General features: G+C 75.1%; 12 protein-coding genes. 6 read left to right on the forward strand and 6 right to left on the reverse strand.

Translation table 11 applies throughout. From position 1 onward, the window contains the following. Positions 1–308: 308 nt before the first annotated feature. Together ACWGL3_RS24025 and ACWGL3_RS24030 are read left to right on the forward strand one after the other, a co-directional pair. On the forward strand, positions 309–1019 hold the full coding sequence (locus ACWGL3_RS24025; protein ID WP_452461815.1) for a cell wall anchor protein: 711 nt from the start codon (positions 309–311) through the stop codon (positions 1017–1019). Positions 1020–1173: 154 nt separating this feature from the next. After that, positions 1174–1959 carry a hypothetical protein gene (locus ACWGL3_RS24030; RefSeq protein ID WP_452461816.1) on the forward strand — a complete coding sequence of 262 codons (786 nt, stop codon included), beginning with the start codon at positions 1174–1176 and terminating at the stop codon, positions 1957–1959. Between the two features lie 65 nt (positions 1960–2024). On the opposite strand, the gene ACWGL3_RS24035 is transcribed toward ACWGL3_RS24030, so the two are convergent. After that, positions 2025–2234, reverse strand: a complete 210-nt coding sequence (locus tag ACWGL3_RS24035) for a dodecin (RefSeq protein WP_267945396.1) — start codon at positions 2232–2234, stop codon at positions 2025–2027. A gap of 538 nt (positions 2235–2772) precedes the next feature. On the opposite strand from ACWGL3_RS24035, the gene ACWGL3_RS24040 reads away from it, so the two are divergent. Continuing rightward, entirely contained in the window at positions 2773–2991 is a 219-nt protein-coding gene (locus tag ACWGL3_RS24040) for a hypothetical protein (RefSeq protein WP_452461817.1), read from the forward strand. Positions 2992–3083: 92 nt separating this feature from the next. On the opposite strand, the gene ACWGL3_RS24045 is transcribed toward ACWGL3_RS24040, so the two are convergent. From ACWGL3_RS24045 to moaA, 4 genes are all read right to left on the reverse strand, one after another. Then, complete coding sequence (locus ACWGL3_RS24045) at positions 3084–6887, reverse strand: HEAT repeat domain-containing protein (RefSeq protein WP_452461818.1); 3804 nt, start codon at positions 6885–6887, stop codon at positions 3084–3086. Positions 6888–7004: 117 nt separating this feature from the next. Then, positions 7005–7646, reverse strand: a complete 642-nt coding sequence (gene mobA, locus ACWGL3_RS24050; protein ID WP_452461819.1) for a molybdenum cofactor guanylyltransferase — start codon at positions 7644–7646, stop codon at positions 7005–7007. 51 nt (positions 7647–7697) lie between these two features. Beyond that, entirely contained in the window at positions 7698–8885 is a 1188-nt protein-coding gene (locus tag ACWGL3_RS24055; protein ID WP_267945400.1) for an RtcB family protein, read from the reverse strand. Positions 8886–9024: 139 nt separating this feature from the next. Further along, complete coding sequence (gene moaA, locus ACWGL3_RS24060; protein ID WP_267945401.1) at positions 9025–10032, reverse strand: GTP 3',8-cyclase MoaA; 1008 nt, start codon at positions 10030–10032, stop codon at positions 9025–9027. A 386-nt stretch (positions 10033–10418) separates the two neighbouring features. On the opposite strand from moaA, the gene ACWGL3_RS24065 reads away from it, so the two are divergent. Next, on the forward strand, positions 10419–11255 hold the full coding sequence (locus ACWGL3_RS24065; RefSeq protein ID WP_452461820.1) for an alpha/beta hydrolase: 837 nt from the start codon (positions 10419–10421) through the stop codon (positions 11253–11255). A gap of 273 nt (positions 11256–11528) precedes the next feature. Here the strand turns inward: ACWGL3_RS24065 and yczR are convergent, their stop codons facing one another. Continuing rightward, positions 11529–12998: a MocR-like transcription factor YczR gene (gene yczR / locus ACWGL3_RS24070; RefSeq protein ID WP_267945403.1), complete on the reverse strand. Its 1470-nt coding sequence runs from the start codon at positions 12996–12998 to the stop codon at positions 11529–11531. Positions 12999–13367: 369 nt separating this feature from the next. On the opposite strand from yczR, the gene yczE reads away from it, so the two are divergent. Continuing rightward, entirely contained in the window at positions 13368–14000 is a 633-nt protein-coding gene (yczE, locus tag ACWGL3_RS24075; protein WP_378553816.1) for a membrane protein YczE, read from the forward strand. A gap of 424 nt (positions 14001–14424) precedes the next feature. Further along, positions 14425–16230 (forward strand): glycoside hydrolase family 15 protein, encoded by a 1806-nt coding sequence (locus ACWGL3_RS24080; protein WP_452461821.1) that lies wholly within the window; start codon positions 14425–14427, stop codon positions 16228–16230. Positions 16231–16292 lie beyond the last annotated feature (62 nt).

A 16292-nucleotide genomic window follows, 5' to 3' on the forward strand; every position in this document is an offset into this window, starting at 1 on the left:
GCCCCGGGCGCCGTCGCGTCCCGGGGCTTGCGGCGTCCGGGCCCGCCGACCGCGCACGGCCCCTCCGCGGCCCGCCCTACGCCCCCGGGCGTCCGGGCGCCCGCACGGCCGGAGGCGGCGCGCGGTCCCCGCCCCGCTCCTGCGTCCACGGCCTCCGAGGACACCACCGCCCGCCGGCCCGCCCGGCGGGGAGCTCGGAAGACGTCCCCGCTGCCCCTCCGCGGCCCCGCGCAACCGTGACTGACCGGAGTCGGTCAGCTGCACCGGGGGGCGTTGCCGCCCCGTCCGGGCCGTGTGACTCTGACGCGGTGACCACCGCGCAGCTCTGGACCCTCGTCGCGCTGGGCGCCTTCCACGGCCTCCACCCGGGCATGGGCTGGCTGCTGGCCGTGTCCCGCGGCCTCCAGGAGGGGGGCCGCTCCGAGGTGCTCCGCTCCCTCCCCTCGGTCGCGGCCGGGCACGCGGGGAGCGTCGCCGTCGCCGCGGTCGCCGTCACCGTCACCGGTTCGGTGACCGCCTCGGTGCTGTTCCCCGTGGTGGGCGGGTCCGTGATCGTCCTCGTGGGGCTGCTGATGCTGCTGTCGCGCCGGCACTTCCACTGGCGGGAGGTGCGCCTCCCCCTGTGGCAGGTGGCCGCCTGGTCGTTCCTGATGTCGTCCGCGCACGGGGCGGGGCTCATGCTCATGCCGGTCCTGGCCGGCCGCCTCTCGCACGCGGAGGGGGGCGGCCACGCGGGGCACGGGGGGACGGCGCCGGACCCCGCCTCGCAGGCGGCCCCGGCGGGAGCGGCGCCCGGCGCGCCCGACGGGGGGTGGTCCCTGTGGGACGCGACCCTGACGGGGCTCGCCGCGACGGGGGTGCACACGGCGGCGATGCTGTTCGCCTCGGGGGTCGCGGCCCTGATCGCCTACGACTTCCTGGGGGTGCACGCCCTGCGCTGGAAGGGGGTGACCATGGACCGGATCTGGGCGCTGACCCTGGTCCTGGGGGGCGTGTTCGTCCTCTGGTCGATCCGGTGACCGCCGGTGCGGCGCGGCGGTAGACGGGAACTGATCTGGGCAATATGTCCCTAGTGCCTGAAATCTGATGGAATATTCGGAGACTGACCACTCTTGAACGCGCGTCGGCGGCACCCGCACGCCGCCGGGCACGAACACGGAGGGGCGGAAGGGCATGACACACAGAAGCGCGCGGCCCGGGCGCCGCTGGCACGGGCTCCTGGCCGCCGTGGCGATCCTGGCCGTCCTCGGCCTCGTGGCGGTCGTCGGCGCCCGCTGGCTGGCCCGCAACACCGACGTCTTCCCCGTGTCGACGCCGTGGGGCCCGGAGTGCTCGGTGTGGACCGGCGAGGACCAGGTGCGCCTGGACCGGGACCAGGCCCGGCGGGCGACCACGGCCGCCGCCGTCTCCGCGCAGGGCGACTCCGCCCCCGTCGAGGCCCCCGGCACCGACGACATCCCGGACGCCGTCATGACGGTCCTGGAGGAGGGCCCGGAGGAGGACGCGGGCCCCTCGCTGACCTGCCGGTCCGTCAAGGACCCCGACCTGCGGGTCCAGGAGGACCTGGAGCCCTCCGGCCTGACCCCGCGGGCAGAGGAGCTCAAGGACGGGATGGAGGAGCACTTCTCCGACCTCAGCCTCGGCGGCTACTACCCGGGCGGCTACGACACGGGGCACGGCGAGGGGTCCGCCCACTACGAGGGCCGGGCGATCGACGTCTTCTACCGGCCGGTCGACGAGGACAACCGGCGCGAGGGCTGGGTGATGGCGCACTGGCTGATCGCGCACGCGCCGGACTACGCCGTCGACGTGATCATCTTCGACGACCGCATCTGGAGCACCTACTACCCGTCGCTGGGATGGCGGGACTACGAGGCGGACCCGGACAACGAGATCCTGCGGCACCTGGACCACGTCCACGTGGACGTCCAGCGGGGCAGCGAGTCCCCGGGCGGCTGACGGGCGGCCGACGGCCGGGCCCGGCAGACCGGGCCCGGCCGTCGGCGCGTGCGGGTCCCCCGGCGTCAGTCCTCCAGCCGGAACCCCACCTTGAGCCCCACCTGGAAGTGGGCGACGCCGTCCTCCTCGATGTGCCCGCGGATCTCGGTGACCTCGAACCAGTCCAGGCCGCGCAGCGTGGCCGAGGCGCGGTCGACGCCGTTGCGGATGGCCTGGTCGATCCCCTGCGGGGAGGTGCCGACGATCTCCGTGACGCGGTAGGTGTGGTGGGACATGTGGGACCCCCTGGGTAGTCGGTTGCGCGGTCGCGCACGGCGCGACCCCCGTTTCACTGCCTCCCCTGATTCCCCAGGAGCCACACAGGACGCCTCTCGACCGGCTCGTTCCGAGGTCGGAGCGCCTCCGGGGCGCTTTACCCCCGACCGGGGAATGCTTTGTACACGCGTGGGACGCACGTGACCGGGGTGGTGTGGACTCCCGCCCGGAAAGCGGCCTTTTCCCTGGACGACGTGCCAGGAAAGTCCTGAGCTGGGGCCGAGGACACGCGCCCGGCGGGACTCTCCCGAGACAACGTCGTAACTGACTCTTGATGTACACCGGGGGGCGTCGGTGTACATTGGGACTAGCGCTTCGGTCCCCCGTCGAAGCGCGGGAGCGATGTTCCGAGCCCCCGTTGGAACATCGCGTGCGACGCCGGGTGGTTTGCCCCCGTAACCACCCGGCGTCGCCTTTTGTTCGCATTCGATCGGTGCACCGACCCGATCGTGGCCCCGGCTTGACCGGGGCAGCCGTTTCGCTCCCTGGGGGTCACCATTGGGTAATACCGGTTCCGCCGCCCCGACGCGGTGCTCCAGGCGCGACTGCCGCGCCGAGGCCGCGTGGGCGCTCGTGTGGAACAACCCCAAGCTGCACACCCCGGACCGCCGCAAGGTGTGGCTGGCCTGCGACGAGCACCGCGAGTACCTGTCCGGCTTCCTGCAGGTGCGCGGGTTCCTGCGTGAGTGCGTCCCCATGGCGGAGTTCGAGGGCTGAGACGGGGCCGGACCGCGTTCTCCCCGGTCCGGACCCGCCCGCGTCACCCGGGGCGGGACCGGCCCCACACCGCCGGTCCCGCCCCGGAGGGCTCACTCCACGGCCAGCCGCCAGGCGGCCAGGCGCACCGGTGCGTGGCCGAGCTCCCCTGCCCGGGAGAGCAGTCCGGGCCAGGGGGCGGGCCAGCCGTCGGCGCGCCCCGCCCGCTCCACGATGCCGAGGCCGATCAGGCCCATCGCCTCCCCCGCCGGCCCCGCGGTCCGTGCCGCGGCCCCGAACACGTGCCGCGCCACCGAGGCCAGCGTCTCCCGCGGGACCGGGTCGCGCCCGAAGCGCGGGGCCACGGTGTCGACCACGCCCTCGGCGTCCTCCTCGGGAAGGAGCGCGTGCCGGGACAGGATCGCCGCGGCGCGCAGGAACAGTCCGCCGAGCGCACCCGGGTCCGGGTCGCCGTCCGCCCGTGAGACCTCCCGGGTGATCATCGCCTGCACGAGCCGCACCGCCTCGGGCCCGTACTCGTCCCTGGCCGCAAGCAGGTCGAGCGCCGAGCACACCTGCCGGCGCAGGACGGGGTCGTCGCCCGCCGGGGCCCGCACCGCCTCGTCGCACAGGAGGTCCACCAGGCGGAGCACCCGCTTGTGGGGCCCACCACCGGACCCGCCGTCCGGCCGCCGCACGGGAACGCCCTCACCCGGCCCGGGGACGGAGGCCAGCAGCCGGGAGAGCGCCTCCGCGATCCGGTCGCGTCCCCTGCCCCTGCCCAGGAGTGCGTGGAAGACGCGGAACGCCTGGTCGACGGGGCTGTCCGGGTCGCACAGGGCCTCCACGGCGTCGTCGAGGTCGTACTCGGTCCAGGGCGCCCAGCGGCCGGCCCACCCGCCGAGCCGCCAGTGGTCGCGGCCCGGGTCGGGCAGCGCGGCCACCACGGCGGCGACGGCCTCCCGGCTTGCGGGCGGGCAGTGCATCGGGGACACCTGGAGCAGGGAGAACTGGACCTCCACCTCCGTGAACCCCCGGACGTTCGCGGTCAGCGCGGGAAGCGCGGCCGGGTGGTCCAGGGCGCGCATCAGCGAGCCCGCCACGGCGGCGCGCACGTCCCGGTGCAACCCCTCCGCGTCCAGGGCACGGGCGAGGATGTCGACGGCTCCCGGCGGCCGGTGGTGTGCGAGCAGCCGCGCCGCCGCCTTGCGGACGGTGACCTTGGCCGGGCCCTCCAGCGCCCGCCCCAGGACCGGGCCCAGCAGGGAGGGCGCGACCGCCAGGGCACAGCGCGACATCGCGGGCGCGGCGGCCCGCGACTGCGGGCCGTCGGCGTGGGCCAGCACCAGGCGCAGGGCGCGCTCGGGCCTGTCGCCGTGGCCGAGCGCCCCGGCGGCGGCCTCCCGCAGGACGATGTCCGGGCCGTCCAGGAAGCGGGCGACGCGGTCGGTCGTCCCGGGCAGGCGGCCCAGGCCGGACAGCGCGGCCTCGCGCTCGTCGAGCGCGAGGGAGGGATCGCCGACGAGCCCCTCCAGGTACGCGGCGACGCGGTCCCGGAGGTCCACCGGCCAGTCGCGGGCCGTCCGGGCGTCGATGCGGGGCACCCAGGCGGGCGTGCGGGCGCCGGGCCGAAAGAGGCCGGCCGCGGGATCCGTGAACGCGGGGACGGACGGGCGGGTGTCGAGTTCGCGGGCGCGGACCGCGCGGTCCGCGGGCGCACCGGCGCCGGCGCCGTCCCCGGGCAGGGGGAGCGCGGTGCCGTGGGGCTTGTGCGCCCTGGCCCTGTGCCCCGGTCCGGCGGGGGCGGAGGCCGCGTCTGCCGTTCCGGGACCCGTGCCCGGGCCCGGTGCGCCCCGGCCTCCCGTGTCCGCGGCGGCCGCCGCGCGGCGGGCCTCGGCCGCGCCGAGGGCGGCGTGGACGATCCCGGGGGCGTGGTGGCGGGAGAGGACGTCCCACACGCGCGGGACCAGCGCGGTGGCGTGGTCGGACCGGAACAGCGCCAGGGCGCCGGCCCGGAGGTCCGGCCCGGCCAGGTACAGGTCCGCCGCCTCGGCGGCGGTGGCGCCGGACGGGTCGTGGCGGATCGCGGCCACCAGCTGGTCCCCCAGGCCGGGGAGCGAACGGGCGCGGCGGCCGAGTTCCCGGGCCAGGGCGACCGCGGGCGCGGAGTCGCCCCGGGCGCGGGCGGCCCGGAGCACCGGTGCGAGCCTCCGGTACAGGTCCTGTTCCGATCCCCGGGGCATCACCTGGTCGAGGAAGGGTTCGGGGGCGCGGGGCACGCGGTCCGCCCGCGCCCCGCCGGCCCACCACGGCGGACCGGACCGGGGGCGTCCCGGTTCGCCGAGCCCGTCCGCGCCGAAGCGCGCGACGAGGCCGGCATAGGCGTCCAGCGCCCATCCGACCGCTTCCGGGACCCCGCGTGTGTCCGGGTGGCGGAGCAGGCGGGCGGCCAGGTCGCGCAGCGCGCGCCGCGTGGGCGGTGAGGTGTCGCGGGTCCGGAGTGTGTCGGCGAGCAGCCCGCGCAGGGCGGGAAGGGAGGTGGCCGTGCGCACGCCGGGTCCGTCGGCCTCCCCGTCCGGTGCGGCGCGCCCGTGCGGCTCGTCGCCGACCAGCAGCCCCGGCGGGACGGCGGCCAGTGCGACCAGCAGGGCGCGGCGGACCGGATCGCGTTCCGAGCGGGACCGGTCGACCCGCTCCGCGAGGACCCGTGCGAGGAGGCCCGGGTCCCCGGTGCGCGCGGTGGCCTCCACCAGCCGGGCCAGCCCCCGGGCGCGGCGGTCGGCGTCCCCGGCCGAGGCCGCCTCCTCCAGCGGTGCGGCCGCCTCGCCGTAGGGCAGGTGGGCGACGGCGTCCAGGTCGCCGTGGGGGTCGGAGTGCCCGGGGCGTCGGGCCTGGAAGGCGGTGAGCCGCTCCAGCAGGACGCGCGCCCCGGCCTCGGCCCGGTCGCGGGGGAGCAGCCCGAGGAAGGGCAGGAGCGCGAACCCGCCGCGGTCGTGGCCCGTGTCGGTGAACGCGTCGACGTGCTCGCCGCGCACCGCCGGGGGCATGGACCGCAGGACCGCCAGCGCCACCGGGGGGCGGCGGCGCATCTCCCTGTACAGGACCCGGACGTCGCGGCTTCCGTCGGGCAGCGCGGGGAAGCGCTGCGGGTACTGTCTGCGGCCGGGGTCCGCCGGCAGCGCGCGCAGGGTGTGCGGGAAGGCCCCGGAGCGGAGTGCGACGCGCGGGCCGAGGTCCTTCGCGAGGCCGCCGAGCTCGGCGGGGCGGACCGGGTCGAGCGCCCGGCAGAGGCGCCGCCAGTCGGGGAACACGCTGTGGAGGTGGCCGCCGTGCTCCCGGAGGTCGTCCCGGACGCCGGAGAGGAGTTCCAGGAGGATGTCCGGGTGGCGCCGGGCCAGGCGGGTCCAGGAGCGGACCGCGTGGCGGAGGTCGGGCAGGTGGCGGGCCACCTGTGCGGATGAGCAGGCGGGCAGGAGCGCGGCGGCCTCGGCGTCGCCGTGGTCGGCGCGGACGCGGGGCAGGAGGAGGTCCGCGACGGAGGTGCGGCGGGCGTGGAAGAGGGTGCGGTAGAGGGCGCGGCGCAGACCCGTGGGGGCGTCCGTCAGCACGGGCGGGACGGCCTCGTCGGGGAGCGGGAACTCGCGGACGGCGCGCAGCGCGGCGCGGCGGAGCGCGTGGTCGGGTCCGGCGAGGTGGCGGGCGACGGCGGCGGTGTCGCGCGCGGCCGTGGCCATGTGCACGGCGAGGCGGCCGTGGCCGTCGGTTTCGAGCTGCCGGAGGATTCCGGCGAGGTGGGGTGTGCCCGCGTGGTCGCGGGCGTAGAGCGCGAGGGTCCGCATGCGCGGGGACGCGGCCTGGTCCCGGAGGGAGCGGAGGAGGTGGTCGGCCGACCCGTACGTCGGCGCGGTGGGGCTCAACGGCCCGGGCGGGATCCGCCCTTCCTGATCGTCATGGCGCTCATGATGGACCACCGCGGCCGGATCCGGCAAGCCGTGCTGGTGGGCGGGGGCGCGGCCCGGGCGCGGGCTGCCGCGTCAGGGGGCCGGCGGCTCCAGGAGCCCGCGGGCCCGGGCGAGGTCCTCGGGGGTGTCGCAGTCGGCCGCGGCGAGGTCGTCGGCGGGGACCGGGCGCGGTTCCAGGGGGCCGAGCAGCCCGTACAGCGATCGGCCCGTGTAGCCGGCGAGGGCGTCGCGGACGGCGTCGGTGCGCCACACGCCGGTGAGCCACTGCTCCCGGCCCGCGGGGTCCACGAACACGGCTCCGGCCCCGGCCCGGACCGCGGCTCCCGCCAGGGCGTCCAGGTGCTCCGGGGCCAGGTGGGGCAGGTCGGCGGCGAGCAGGGCGAACCAGCCGGAGCGCACGTGGGCGATCCCGGCGCGCAGGGCGGGCACCGGCCCCGAGCCCGGCGGGTCCTCGCGCACGTAGAGCGCGCGGGGGCTCTCCCTGTGCGGGCCGACCACGACCAGGCGGGTGTCGGTCCCCGTCCCCGCCGCGGCCGCGCCGTGGGCGCGGACCGCGTCGGCCACGCGCTCCAGCAGCGTGCGCCCGGCCACGGCCAGCCCGGGCTTGTCGACGCCGCCCATGCGGCGCCCTCCGCCCCCGGCGAGGATCACCGCGTCGAGCGCCCCGGGGCGGTCCTGGCGCGGCGGCGTGCTCCGTGTGCTCGGGGTGTCCATGCCCCCAGGATGGACCACGACGGGCCCCTCCGGCGAGGAGGGGCCCGCGGGTCAGCCCTTGACGCAGACCACCTGGCGCAGGTGGGCGACCACCTCGACCAGGTCGGTCTGGGCCGCGATGACCGACTCCAGGTCCTTGTAGGCGGCCGGGATCTCGTCGACCACGCCCCGGTCCTTGCGGCACTCCACGCCCCGGGTCTGCTCGACCAGGTCGGCCTCGGTGAAGGTCTTGCGGGCCTTGTTCCGGCTCATCCTGCGGCCCGCGCCGTGCGACGCGGAGTTGAAGGAGGCCGGGTTGCCGAGCCCGCGGACGATGTACGTGCCCGTGGCCATGCTCCCCGGGATGATCCCCAGGTCGCCGGAGCCCGCGCGGATGGCGCCCTTGCGGGTCACGAGGACGTCCACCCCGTCGTAGGTCTCCTCCGCGACGTAGTTGTGGTGGCAGGAGATCCACTGCTCGAAGCGGGTGCCGGGGATCTGCTCGACCAGGGTCCGGCAGGCCAGGCCCATCATGACGTCGCGGTTGCGGCGCGCGTAGTCCTGGGCCCAGAACAGGTCCCGGCGGTAGGCGTCCATCTCCGGGGTCCCGGTGACGAACACCGCCAGGTCCCGGTCGGGCAGGTCCTGGTTGTGCGGCAGCGCCTGGGCCTGCTCGATGTGGTGGGAGGCCAGTTCCTTGCCGATGTTGCGCGACCCGGAGTGGAGCACCAGCCACACGGCCCCGTCGTCGTCCAGGCACACCTCCAGGAAGTGGTTCCCGCCGCCCAGCGTGCCCATCTGGCGCCGGGCGCGGGTCCGGCGGGGGCGCACCGCGGGGGCCAGGTCGTCGAACCCCTTCCAGAACCCGGTCCAGTCGGTCTCCCGCACGGTGGGGACGGTGGCGGGGTCGACCGGTTCGTCGTGGGCGTGGAACCCGACGGGGACGGCCGCCTCCAGGGCGGAGCGGAGCCGCCCGAGGTCGTCGGGCAGGCGCTCGGCGGTCAGGTCGGTGCGCACGGCGGTCATCCCGCAGCCGATGTCGACGCCGACGGCGGCGGGGCTGACGGCGTCGCGCATGGCGATGACCGAGCCGACCGTGGCGCCCTTGCCGTAGTGGACGTCGGGCATGACGGCGAGTCCGTGCACCCAGGGCATGCGGGTGACGTTGCGCAGCTGTTCCATCGCCGCGGCCTCGACCCCGTCGGGCGCGGCCCACATACGGATGGGAACGCGATCACCGGGAACTTCGGTGTAGGGCATGGTCAGGCCACCTCCCTTTCCAGATCTGGCCTGTGCGTCGTCGGTCCGGGCACGTGGCCGTGCCCCCGGACATCAAGCCAGAACGGGGGCGCGGCGGCAACGGGTTTTCGGACGGGGCTCGGGACCGGGAGGTGGGCGGTCAGCCGCCGATGGCCGACATGGGGCGGGACGGCTGGAGGAAGCTGGGGTCGTTGATGCCGTGTCCGGGCAGCTTGGCGGAGACGGCCGCGATCCAGCGCTCGGCGATCTCGTCGTCGGTGGCGCCGCCGCGCAGCAGGGAGCGCAGGTCGGACTCCTCTCGCGCGAAGAGGCAGTTGCGGATCTGTCCGTCGGCGGTGAGCCGGACCCGGTCGCAGGCGCCGCAGAAGGGCCTGGTGACCGAGCCGATGACTCCGACGGTGGCCGGTTCGCCGTTGGGGAAGCGGACCCCGCGCACGTGGAAGAGCTCCGCGGGGGCGCTGCCGCGGGTGTCGCCGTCGGCGGGCTCCAGCGTGAACTCCGCCTCGAGACGGCCCAGGATCTCCTCGGCCGTGATCATGTTGTCGCGCCGCCATCCGTGCTGGGCGTCGAGCGGCATCTGCTCGATGAACCGCAGCTCGTAGCCGCGTTCGACGCAGTAGCGCAGGAGGCCGGCGGCCTCGGCGTCGTTGATGTCGCGCATGAGGACGGTGTTGACCTTGACCGGGGTGAGCCCGGCCCGGGCGGCGCCCGCCAGTCCGTCGAGGACGTCGTCGAGCCTGCGCCGGCGGGCGAGGGTCTCGAACACCTCGGGGTCGAGGGTGTCGAGGGAGACGTTGACCCGGTCGAGGCCGGCCTCGGCGAGGGCGGGAGCCATGCGGGCGAGGCCGATGCCGTTGGTGGTGAGGGCGGTCCGGGGTCGGGGGGCGAGGGCGGTGGTGCCCGCGACGAGGCCGGGCAGCCCGCGCCGGAGCAGGGGTTCGCCGCCGGTGAAGCGGACCTCGGTGATGCCGAGCCGCGTCACCCCGATCCCGATGAGTCGGAGGAGTTCGTCGTCGGTGAGCAGGTCCGGTTTGGGCAGCCACTCCAGGCCCTCGGGGGGCATGCAGTAGGTGCATCGGAGGTTGCAGCGATCGGTGAGCGACACACGCAGGTCGGTCGCCAGTCGCCCATAGGAATCGGCCAGCACGGGCCCCACCCTCTCCAGTCCGAGTCATCGGGCTTGTCTTGTGGGCTATACCCGCCCGCGGGGTTCGGCAGAGATCAGCGTAGAAGATCCCTTTCATTACCGGACATCCTGATCACACCCTATGACGCATTTCGTTGTCGAACACGAAGTTGAAGCGGCTGGTAGGGCGATCGCACAGGTACGGGCCCGGCCCCGCAGGCCCGCGGCCCGGGACATCCGGGATTCCTCGGGCCCGGCGGCCCGCCCCGCCTGCCCGCTCCGGCCTCGTGTACACGGGCTCCGCAGCCCCTTAGGGTGACCATCCCAGAGAGCGTCCCGGCGGCACCCGTCGCCGCGGCCGGGGCCGGCCGCGGCGGACGACGACACGGGCGAGGAGGCAGGACACGGTGATCACCACACGCGAGTGGGCCCTGGCGGGCGGACCCGACGGGTCCGGGAAGCTGGCGGCGAGGGCCTGGGCGCCGACCGAGGGCGAGCCGACGTGGCTGGCCGTGCTGGTCCACGGCTACGGCGAGCACCTGGGCCGGTACCACCAGGTCGCCGCCGACCTGGTCGCGGCCGGCGCCGTCGTCTACGGGGCCGACCACCGGGGCCACGGGCTGTCGTCCGGGGAGCGGGTCCTGATCGACGACTACGCGGGCGTGGTGGAGGACGTGCACCGCCTGATCACGCAGGCGCGCACCGCCTACCGGACGCTGCCGCTGGTCCTGATCGGCCACTCGATGGGCGGACTGGTCGCGTCGCGCTACGCGCAGGTCCACCCCGAGGCGCTCCAGGCGCTGGTGCTCTCCGGCCCCGTCCTCGGCCGCTGGACCGCCCTGGAGCAGGTCGCCGCCGCCGAGCGTATCCCCGAGGCCCCCATCGACCCGGCCACGCTCTCGCGCGACCCCGCCGTGGGCGAGGCGTACGCGGCCGACGAGCTGGTGTGGCACGGCCCGTTCAAGCGGGAGACCGTCGACGCCCTGCTGGCCGAGCTGGAGTGGGGCGTCAGATCCGGGAGCCTGGGGTCGCTGCCGCTCCTGTGGGTGCACGGGTCCGAGGACCGCCTGGTGCCGGTGGCCGACACCAGGGTCGGCATCGAGGCGATCGCGGGCGAGGACTTCACCGCCCGGATCTTCCCCGGCGCGCGGCACGAGGTGTTCAACGAGACCAACCGGGACGAGGTGATGGCCGAGGTCGTCCGCTTCGCCCAGCGGTTCGCGGTCGCGAACGTCACCCTCTAGGGCCCGGGGGCGTCCCCGCCCTGCTCCCGCGCCCGCTGCTCCCGCTCCCCGGCGCGGAACCGCGGCGCCGCGATCGCGCACAGCAGCGCGGCGGCCGCGAACAGCGCCCCCGCCACCGCTTTTCCGGGGCGCGCCCACGGCCCCGCCCGGGGCGGCGGGCGCGGAGGGTTCCCGCCCACGGGGGTCCGACGGGGACGGACGGGGGCCTCGGGCCGACGGGGATCGCTCCAGGAGAGGCGAACGGCCGCCCGGGCCGCCGGAGGGCCCCGACGGCTACACGTACAGCTGGCCGCGGGGCTGGAGGGGGTGGGCGAGGGTCTCGGAGTAGGCGGTGGCCAGCCGGTCGACCGCGTCGGCGAGGACGTCCGGCGGCTGGGTGTAGGCCAGGCGCAGGTAGCGCTCCAGGGTGCCGTCCGCGCCGAACACCGGGCCGGCCGCCGGGTGCACCCCGTGCCGGACGGCGGCCGCGGACAGCGCTCCCGCGACGGGGTGGGGCAGGGTCGTCCACAGAACCAGCCCTCCGCCGGGCACGCTGGAACGCCAGTCGGGCAGCCGCTCGCGCAGCGCGTGCAGCAGCGCGTCGCGGTTGCGGCGCAGCTGGCGGCTGCGCTCGGCCCGGACGCGCATCACGTCGGCGAGCAGGTGGGTGGCGGTGAGCTGGTCCAGGACCGCCCCGGCCAGGTCGAAGCGCTGGCGGGTGGCCATCAGCCTGGCGACCATGGGCGGCGTGGTCCGCACCCATCCGACCCGCAGGCCGCCCCACAGCAGCTTGGCCACCGACCCCACGGTCAGGACCCGCCCGTCCGTGTCGTGGGCGGCCACCGGGGCGGGCAGGTCCCCGGAGTCGATGGCCAGCTCGCAGACCGACTCGTCGACGATCAGGTGGGTGCCGGCCCTGCGCGCCTCGCGCACCACCACCCGGCGCTCGTCGTCGTCCATCAGGGCGCCGGTGGGGTTCTGGAAGTCGGGGATGAGGTAGGCCAGCTCGGGCCTCCACTGGCGGAACGCGTCGGTGAGGTACTCCATGTCCCACCCCTGGGGGGTCACCCCGACGGTGCGCACGCGCGCGCCGGTGCGGCGGGCGGCGTCCAGCGCGTGCGGGTAGGTCGGCGACTCCACCAGCACCTCGTCGCCGGGCTGGACCAGCAGGTCCATGATCAGGGCGATGCCCTGCTGGGCGCCGTTGGTGACGAAGATCTGCTCCGGGGTGGTGGGCAGGCCGCGCTCCACGTAGCGGCGGGCGATGGCATGCCTCAGCTCGGGGAGGCCGTAGGGGTAGTAGCCGAGTCCGCCGACGTGCGCGGAGAGCTGCTCGGCGGCCTGGAGTGCGGCGGCGCGCAGGCCCTCCACCGCGGGCGGAGCGGCCACGCCGAGGTCGATGTGCTCGGAGGCGTGCGAGAAGGGCGAGGGTTCGCCGGTGGCCGCGTCGGGGAGGACGGTCCAGCTGCCCGCGCCCTGCCGGCTCTCCAGGAAGCGGTTGTCGCGCAGCCACGCGTAGGCGGCGGTGATGGTGTTGCGGCTGACGCCGAGGGCGGCGGCGAGGTCGCGTTCGGCGGGCAGACGGGTGTTGGTGGGGACCCTGCCGTCCAGGACGAGCGCGCTGACGGCCCGGGAGATGGCGAGGTAGTAGGGGCGTTCGACGGGGGCCTCTCCGATGAGGCGCGCCAGGAGCCGGCCGTTGATCCGCCGGGTGCCGCTCCCGCCGCTGGTGCGCTCCAGGCGGCGGCCGCTCTGCCTCGCCATGCCGTTCCCCCGTCTTCCCCCGCGTCGCGAAACGGGCCAGTTGACTGGATTGGCACTTCATTTCCAGCGCCACCTCCGCCACGATATCGAGGTGGATCCCCTTATGGCTCCCGGTCCGGACGAGCCGGTGGGGGTCGAGCCGCGGGCGCCCGGCGGCCTGCCGCCGTGCCCCGCTCCTGCGCCGCCTCACCCCGCGGCGCTTCATCCGATGATCCCAGGAATGCGTTCCCCAGGGCGGTCCCGGCGCCGCCGGGACCCGCGCGGTCCGCACCGCGCCGGGAGCGCGTCCCCGACCGAAGGGCAGGAACCCCAGTGACCGCAGAACAGCACCCCGTCCGCCCGACGGCAGCCGGCCTGCTCGGCCGGGTGATGATCACCCCGGTCCTTCCGCGCCCCCGGCTGCGCCGCCTGGTCCGGCTGTACGCGGGACTGACCCTCTACGGCCTGAGCGGTGCGCTGCTGGTCCACTCCGAGCTCGGCTCCATGCCCTGGGACGTGCTGCACCAGGGCCTGGCCCGCCAGACGGGCCTGTCCATCGGCACGTGGAGCGTGCTGGTGGGCGCCCTGCTGATGCTGTTGTGGATCCCCCTGCGGCAGAAGCCCGGCCTGGGCACGCTGAGCAACGTGGTCGTGGTCGGCATGACGGTGGACCTGTTCCTGTGGCTGCTGCCCGGAACCGACTCCCTGATGGCGCGGGTCGGGCTGCTGGTGCTCGGGGTGCTGGTGTGCGCGATCGCGACGGGGTGCTACATCGGGGCCGGGCTCGGTCCGGGCCCGCGGGACGGGCTCATGACCGGACTGGCCGCGCGGGGGTGGTCGGTGCGGCTGGCGCGCACCGTGATCGAGGTGTCGGTCGTGGTGACCGGGGTGCTCCTGGGGGGCACGGTGGGGGTGGGAACCGTGGTCTTCGCGGTGGCGATCGGTCCCCTCGCGCAACTGTTCCTACCACTGCTCCGCATGCCGGACGAGACACCCGAAACCCCGGTCCCACAGGGGTCTTAGCCATTTCGTCACCGGTCGTTGATCACCGCGTCATAACTTCTGCTCACCAAATTCCCCCAATACCCCACATACTTCGCTGCACCTCCAGATGCACGTGCACTTGCGGGTAGCGCGGGCCCGGCGGAGGGAGGAAGATGGGACCGCGGTGAACGGAAGGACCGTCTTCGGCACGGTTCCTCGGCGACCGGCCTTTTCGGCTGCCCTTACCTGGGCACATACCCGGGTACGAGGGCAGAGGACGGGCCGGCCGGAGGACGCGCGTGACCCGAACGGCGCCCTGTCCCACCAGCGGGTTCCCACCCGTTGGCGGGCGGGGGGAGGGACCCCGGAGGGGCGCGCACGCGATCGTGCGCGAAACCGTCCGCGATGGTGCGGCAGACCCCCGCGAGTCATCGGCGCCGACCGCAGCAACCAGGACGACGTGATGGGGGTGAGCCGCGTGCCCGGCTGGATTGAAGACTACGCAATGATCGGCGACATGCAGACCGCCGCGCTGGTCGGGCGTGACGGTTCGATCGACTGGGCGTGTCTGCCCGACTTCGACTCCTCGGCCTGTTTCGCCGCCCTCCTGGGCGACGACCAGAACGGGAGCTGGACCCTGAGGCCCGCCGACGGCGAACCCCGGGCCACCCGCCGGCGCTACCGGGGCGACACCCTCATCCTGGAGTCCGAGTGGGACACCGCCACCGGTTCGGTGCGGGTCATCGACTTCATGCCTCCCCGCGGCGGCGCCCCCCACATCGTCCGCATCGTCGAGGGGCTGCGCGGGTCGGTGCGCATGGAGACCTCCATGCGCATCCGCTTCGACTACGGCCACGTCGTGCCGTGGGTGCACCGCACCGGCGCCGAACTCGTCGCGATCGCGGGCCCCGAGGCCATCTGGCTGAGCACGCCCGTCGAGCTCCAGGGCCACAACTTCACCCACGACGCCACCTTCGACGTCACCGCGGGCCAGCGCGTGCCGTTCGTGATGACCTGGCACCCCTCCCAGGTGGAGGAGTCCGACCACCTGGACGCCGAGAAGGCGCTCTCCCGGACCGAGCGGTTCTGGGAGAAGTGGGTCAACCAGTGCACGTACGAGGGCCCCTACCGGGAGGCGGTCATCCGCTCCCTCATCGTGCTCAAGGCCCTCACCTACCGGCCCACCGGCGGCATCGTCGCCGCCCCCACCACGTCCCTGCCCGAGGAGATCGGCGGGGTCCGCAACTGGGACTACCGCTACTGCTGGCTGCGCGACGCCACCATCACCCTGGAGGCGATGATCCGCTCCGGGTACAAGGACGAGGCCCTGGCCTGGCGCGAGTGGCTGGTGCGGGCGGTCGCGGGCGAGCCCCAGCTCATGCAGATCATGTACGGCATCCGGGGCGAGCGCCGCCTCACCGAGTGGGAGGCCGACTGGCTGCCCGGCTACGAGGCCTCGCGCCCGGTCCGCGTGGGCAACGCCGCCGTCGGCCAGTACCAGCTGGACGTGTACGGCGAGGTCATGGACGTGCTGCACCTGGCCCGCCGCCACAACATCCGCGGCGGCGACTACCTCTGGGGGTTGCAGCGCTCCCTGGTCAACTACCTGGAGTGGTGCTGGGACGAGCCCGACGAGGGGCTGTGGGAGGTGCGCGGACCCCGCCAGCACTTCGTGCACTCCAAGGTGATGGCGTGGGTGGCGGCCGACCGGGCGGTGCGCAGCATCGAGGAGTTCGGCAAGGAGGGCCCCATCGAGCGGTGGAGGGCCCTGCGCGACACCATCCACGCCGAGGTGTGCGAGTACGGCTACGACCCCCAGCGCAACACCTTCACCCAGTACTACGGGAGCAAGGAGCTCGACGCCGCCCTGCTCCTCATCCCCGAGGTCGGGTTCCTCCCCTACGACGACCCGCGCGTCGTCGGCACCATCGAGGCAGTCCGCCAGGACCTCATGGTCGACGGGTTCGTGCTCCGCTACCGCACCGACCTGGACAGCTCCGCCGACCAGCTGCCGGGCGACGAGGGCGCGTTCCTGGCGTGCAGCTTCTGGATGGCCAACGCCCTGCTGGCGATCGGCCGCCAGGACGAGGCCCGCGAGCTGTTCGAGCGGCTGCTGTCCCTGCGCAACGACGTGGGCCTGCTCGCCGAGGAGTGGGACCCGCGGGCCGGACGCCAGGTCGGGAACTTCCCGCAGGCGTTCAGCCACGTGCCCCTGGTGACCACCGCCCTCAACCTGTCCGCCCGGCAGGGCGGCTGGCGCGCGGAGTAGGACCCCTCACGGGTCCTCTCCCCCGCCGGCCCGACGACCACGCCCCCGCGACCGTACCGGTC

The organism is Nocardiopsis sp. NPDC055824 (assembly GCF_053616335.1).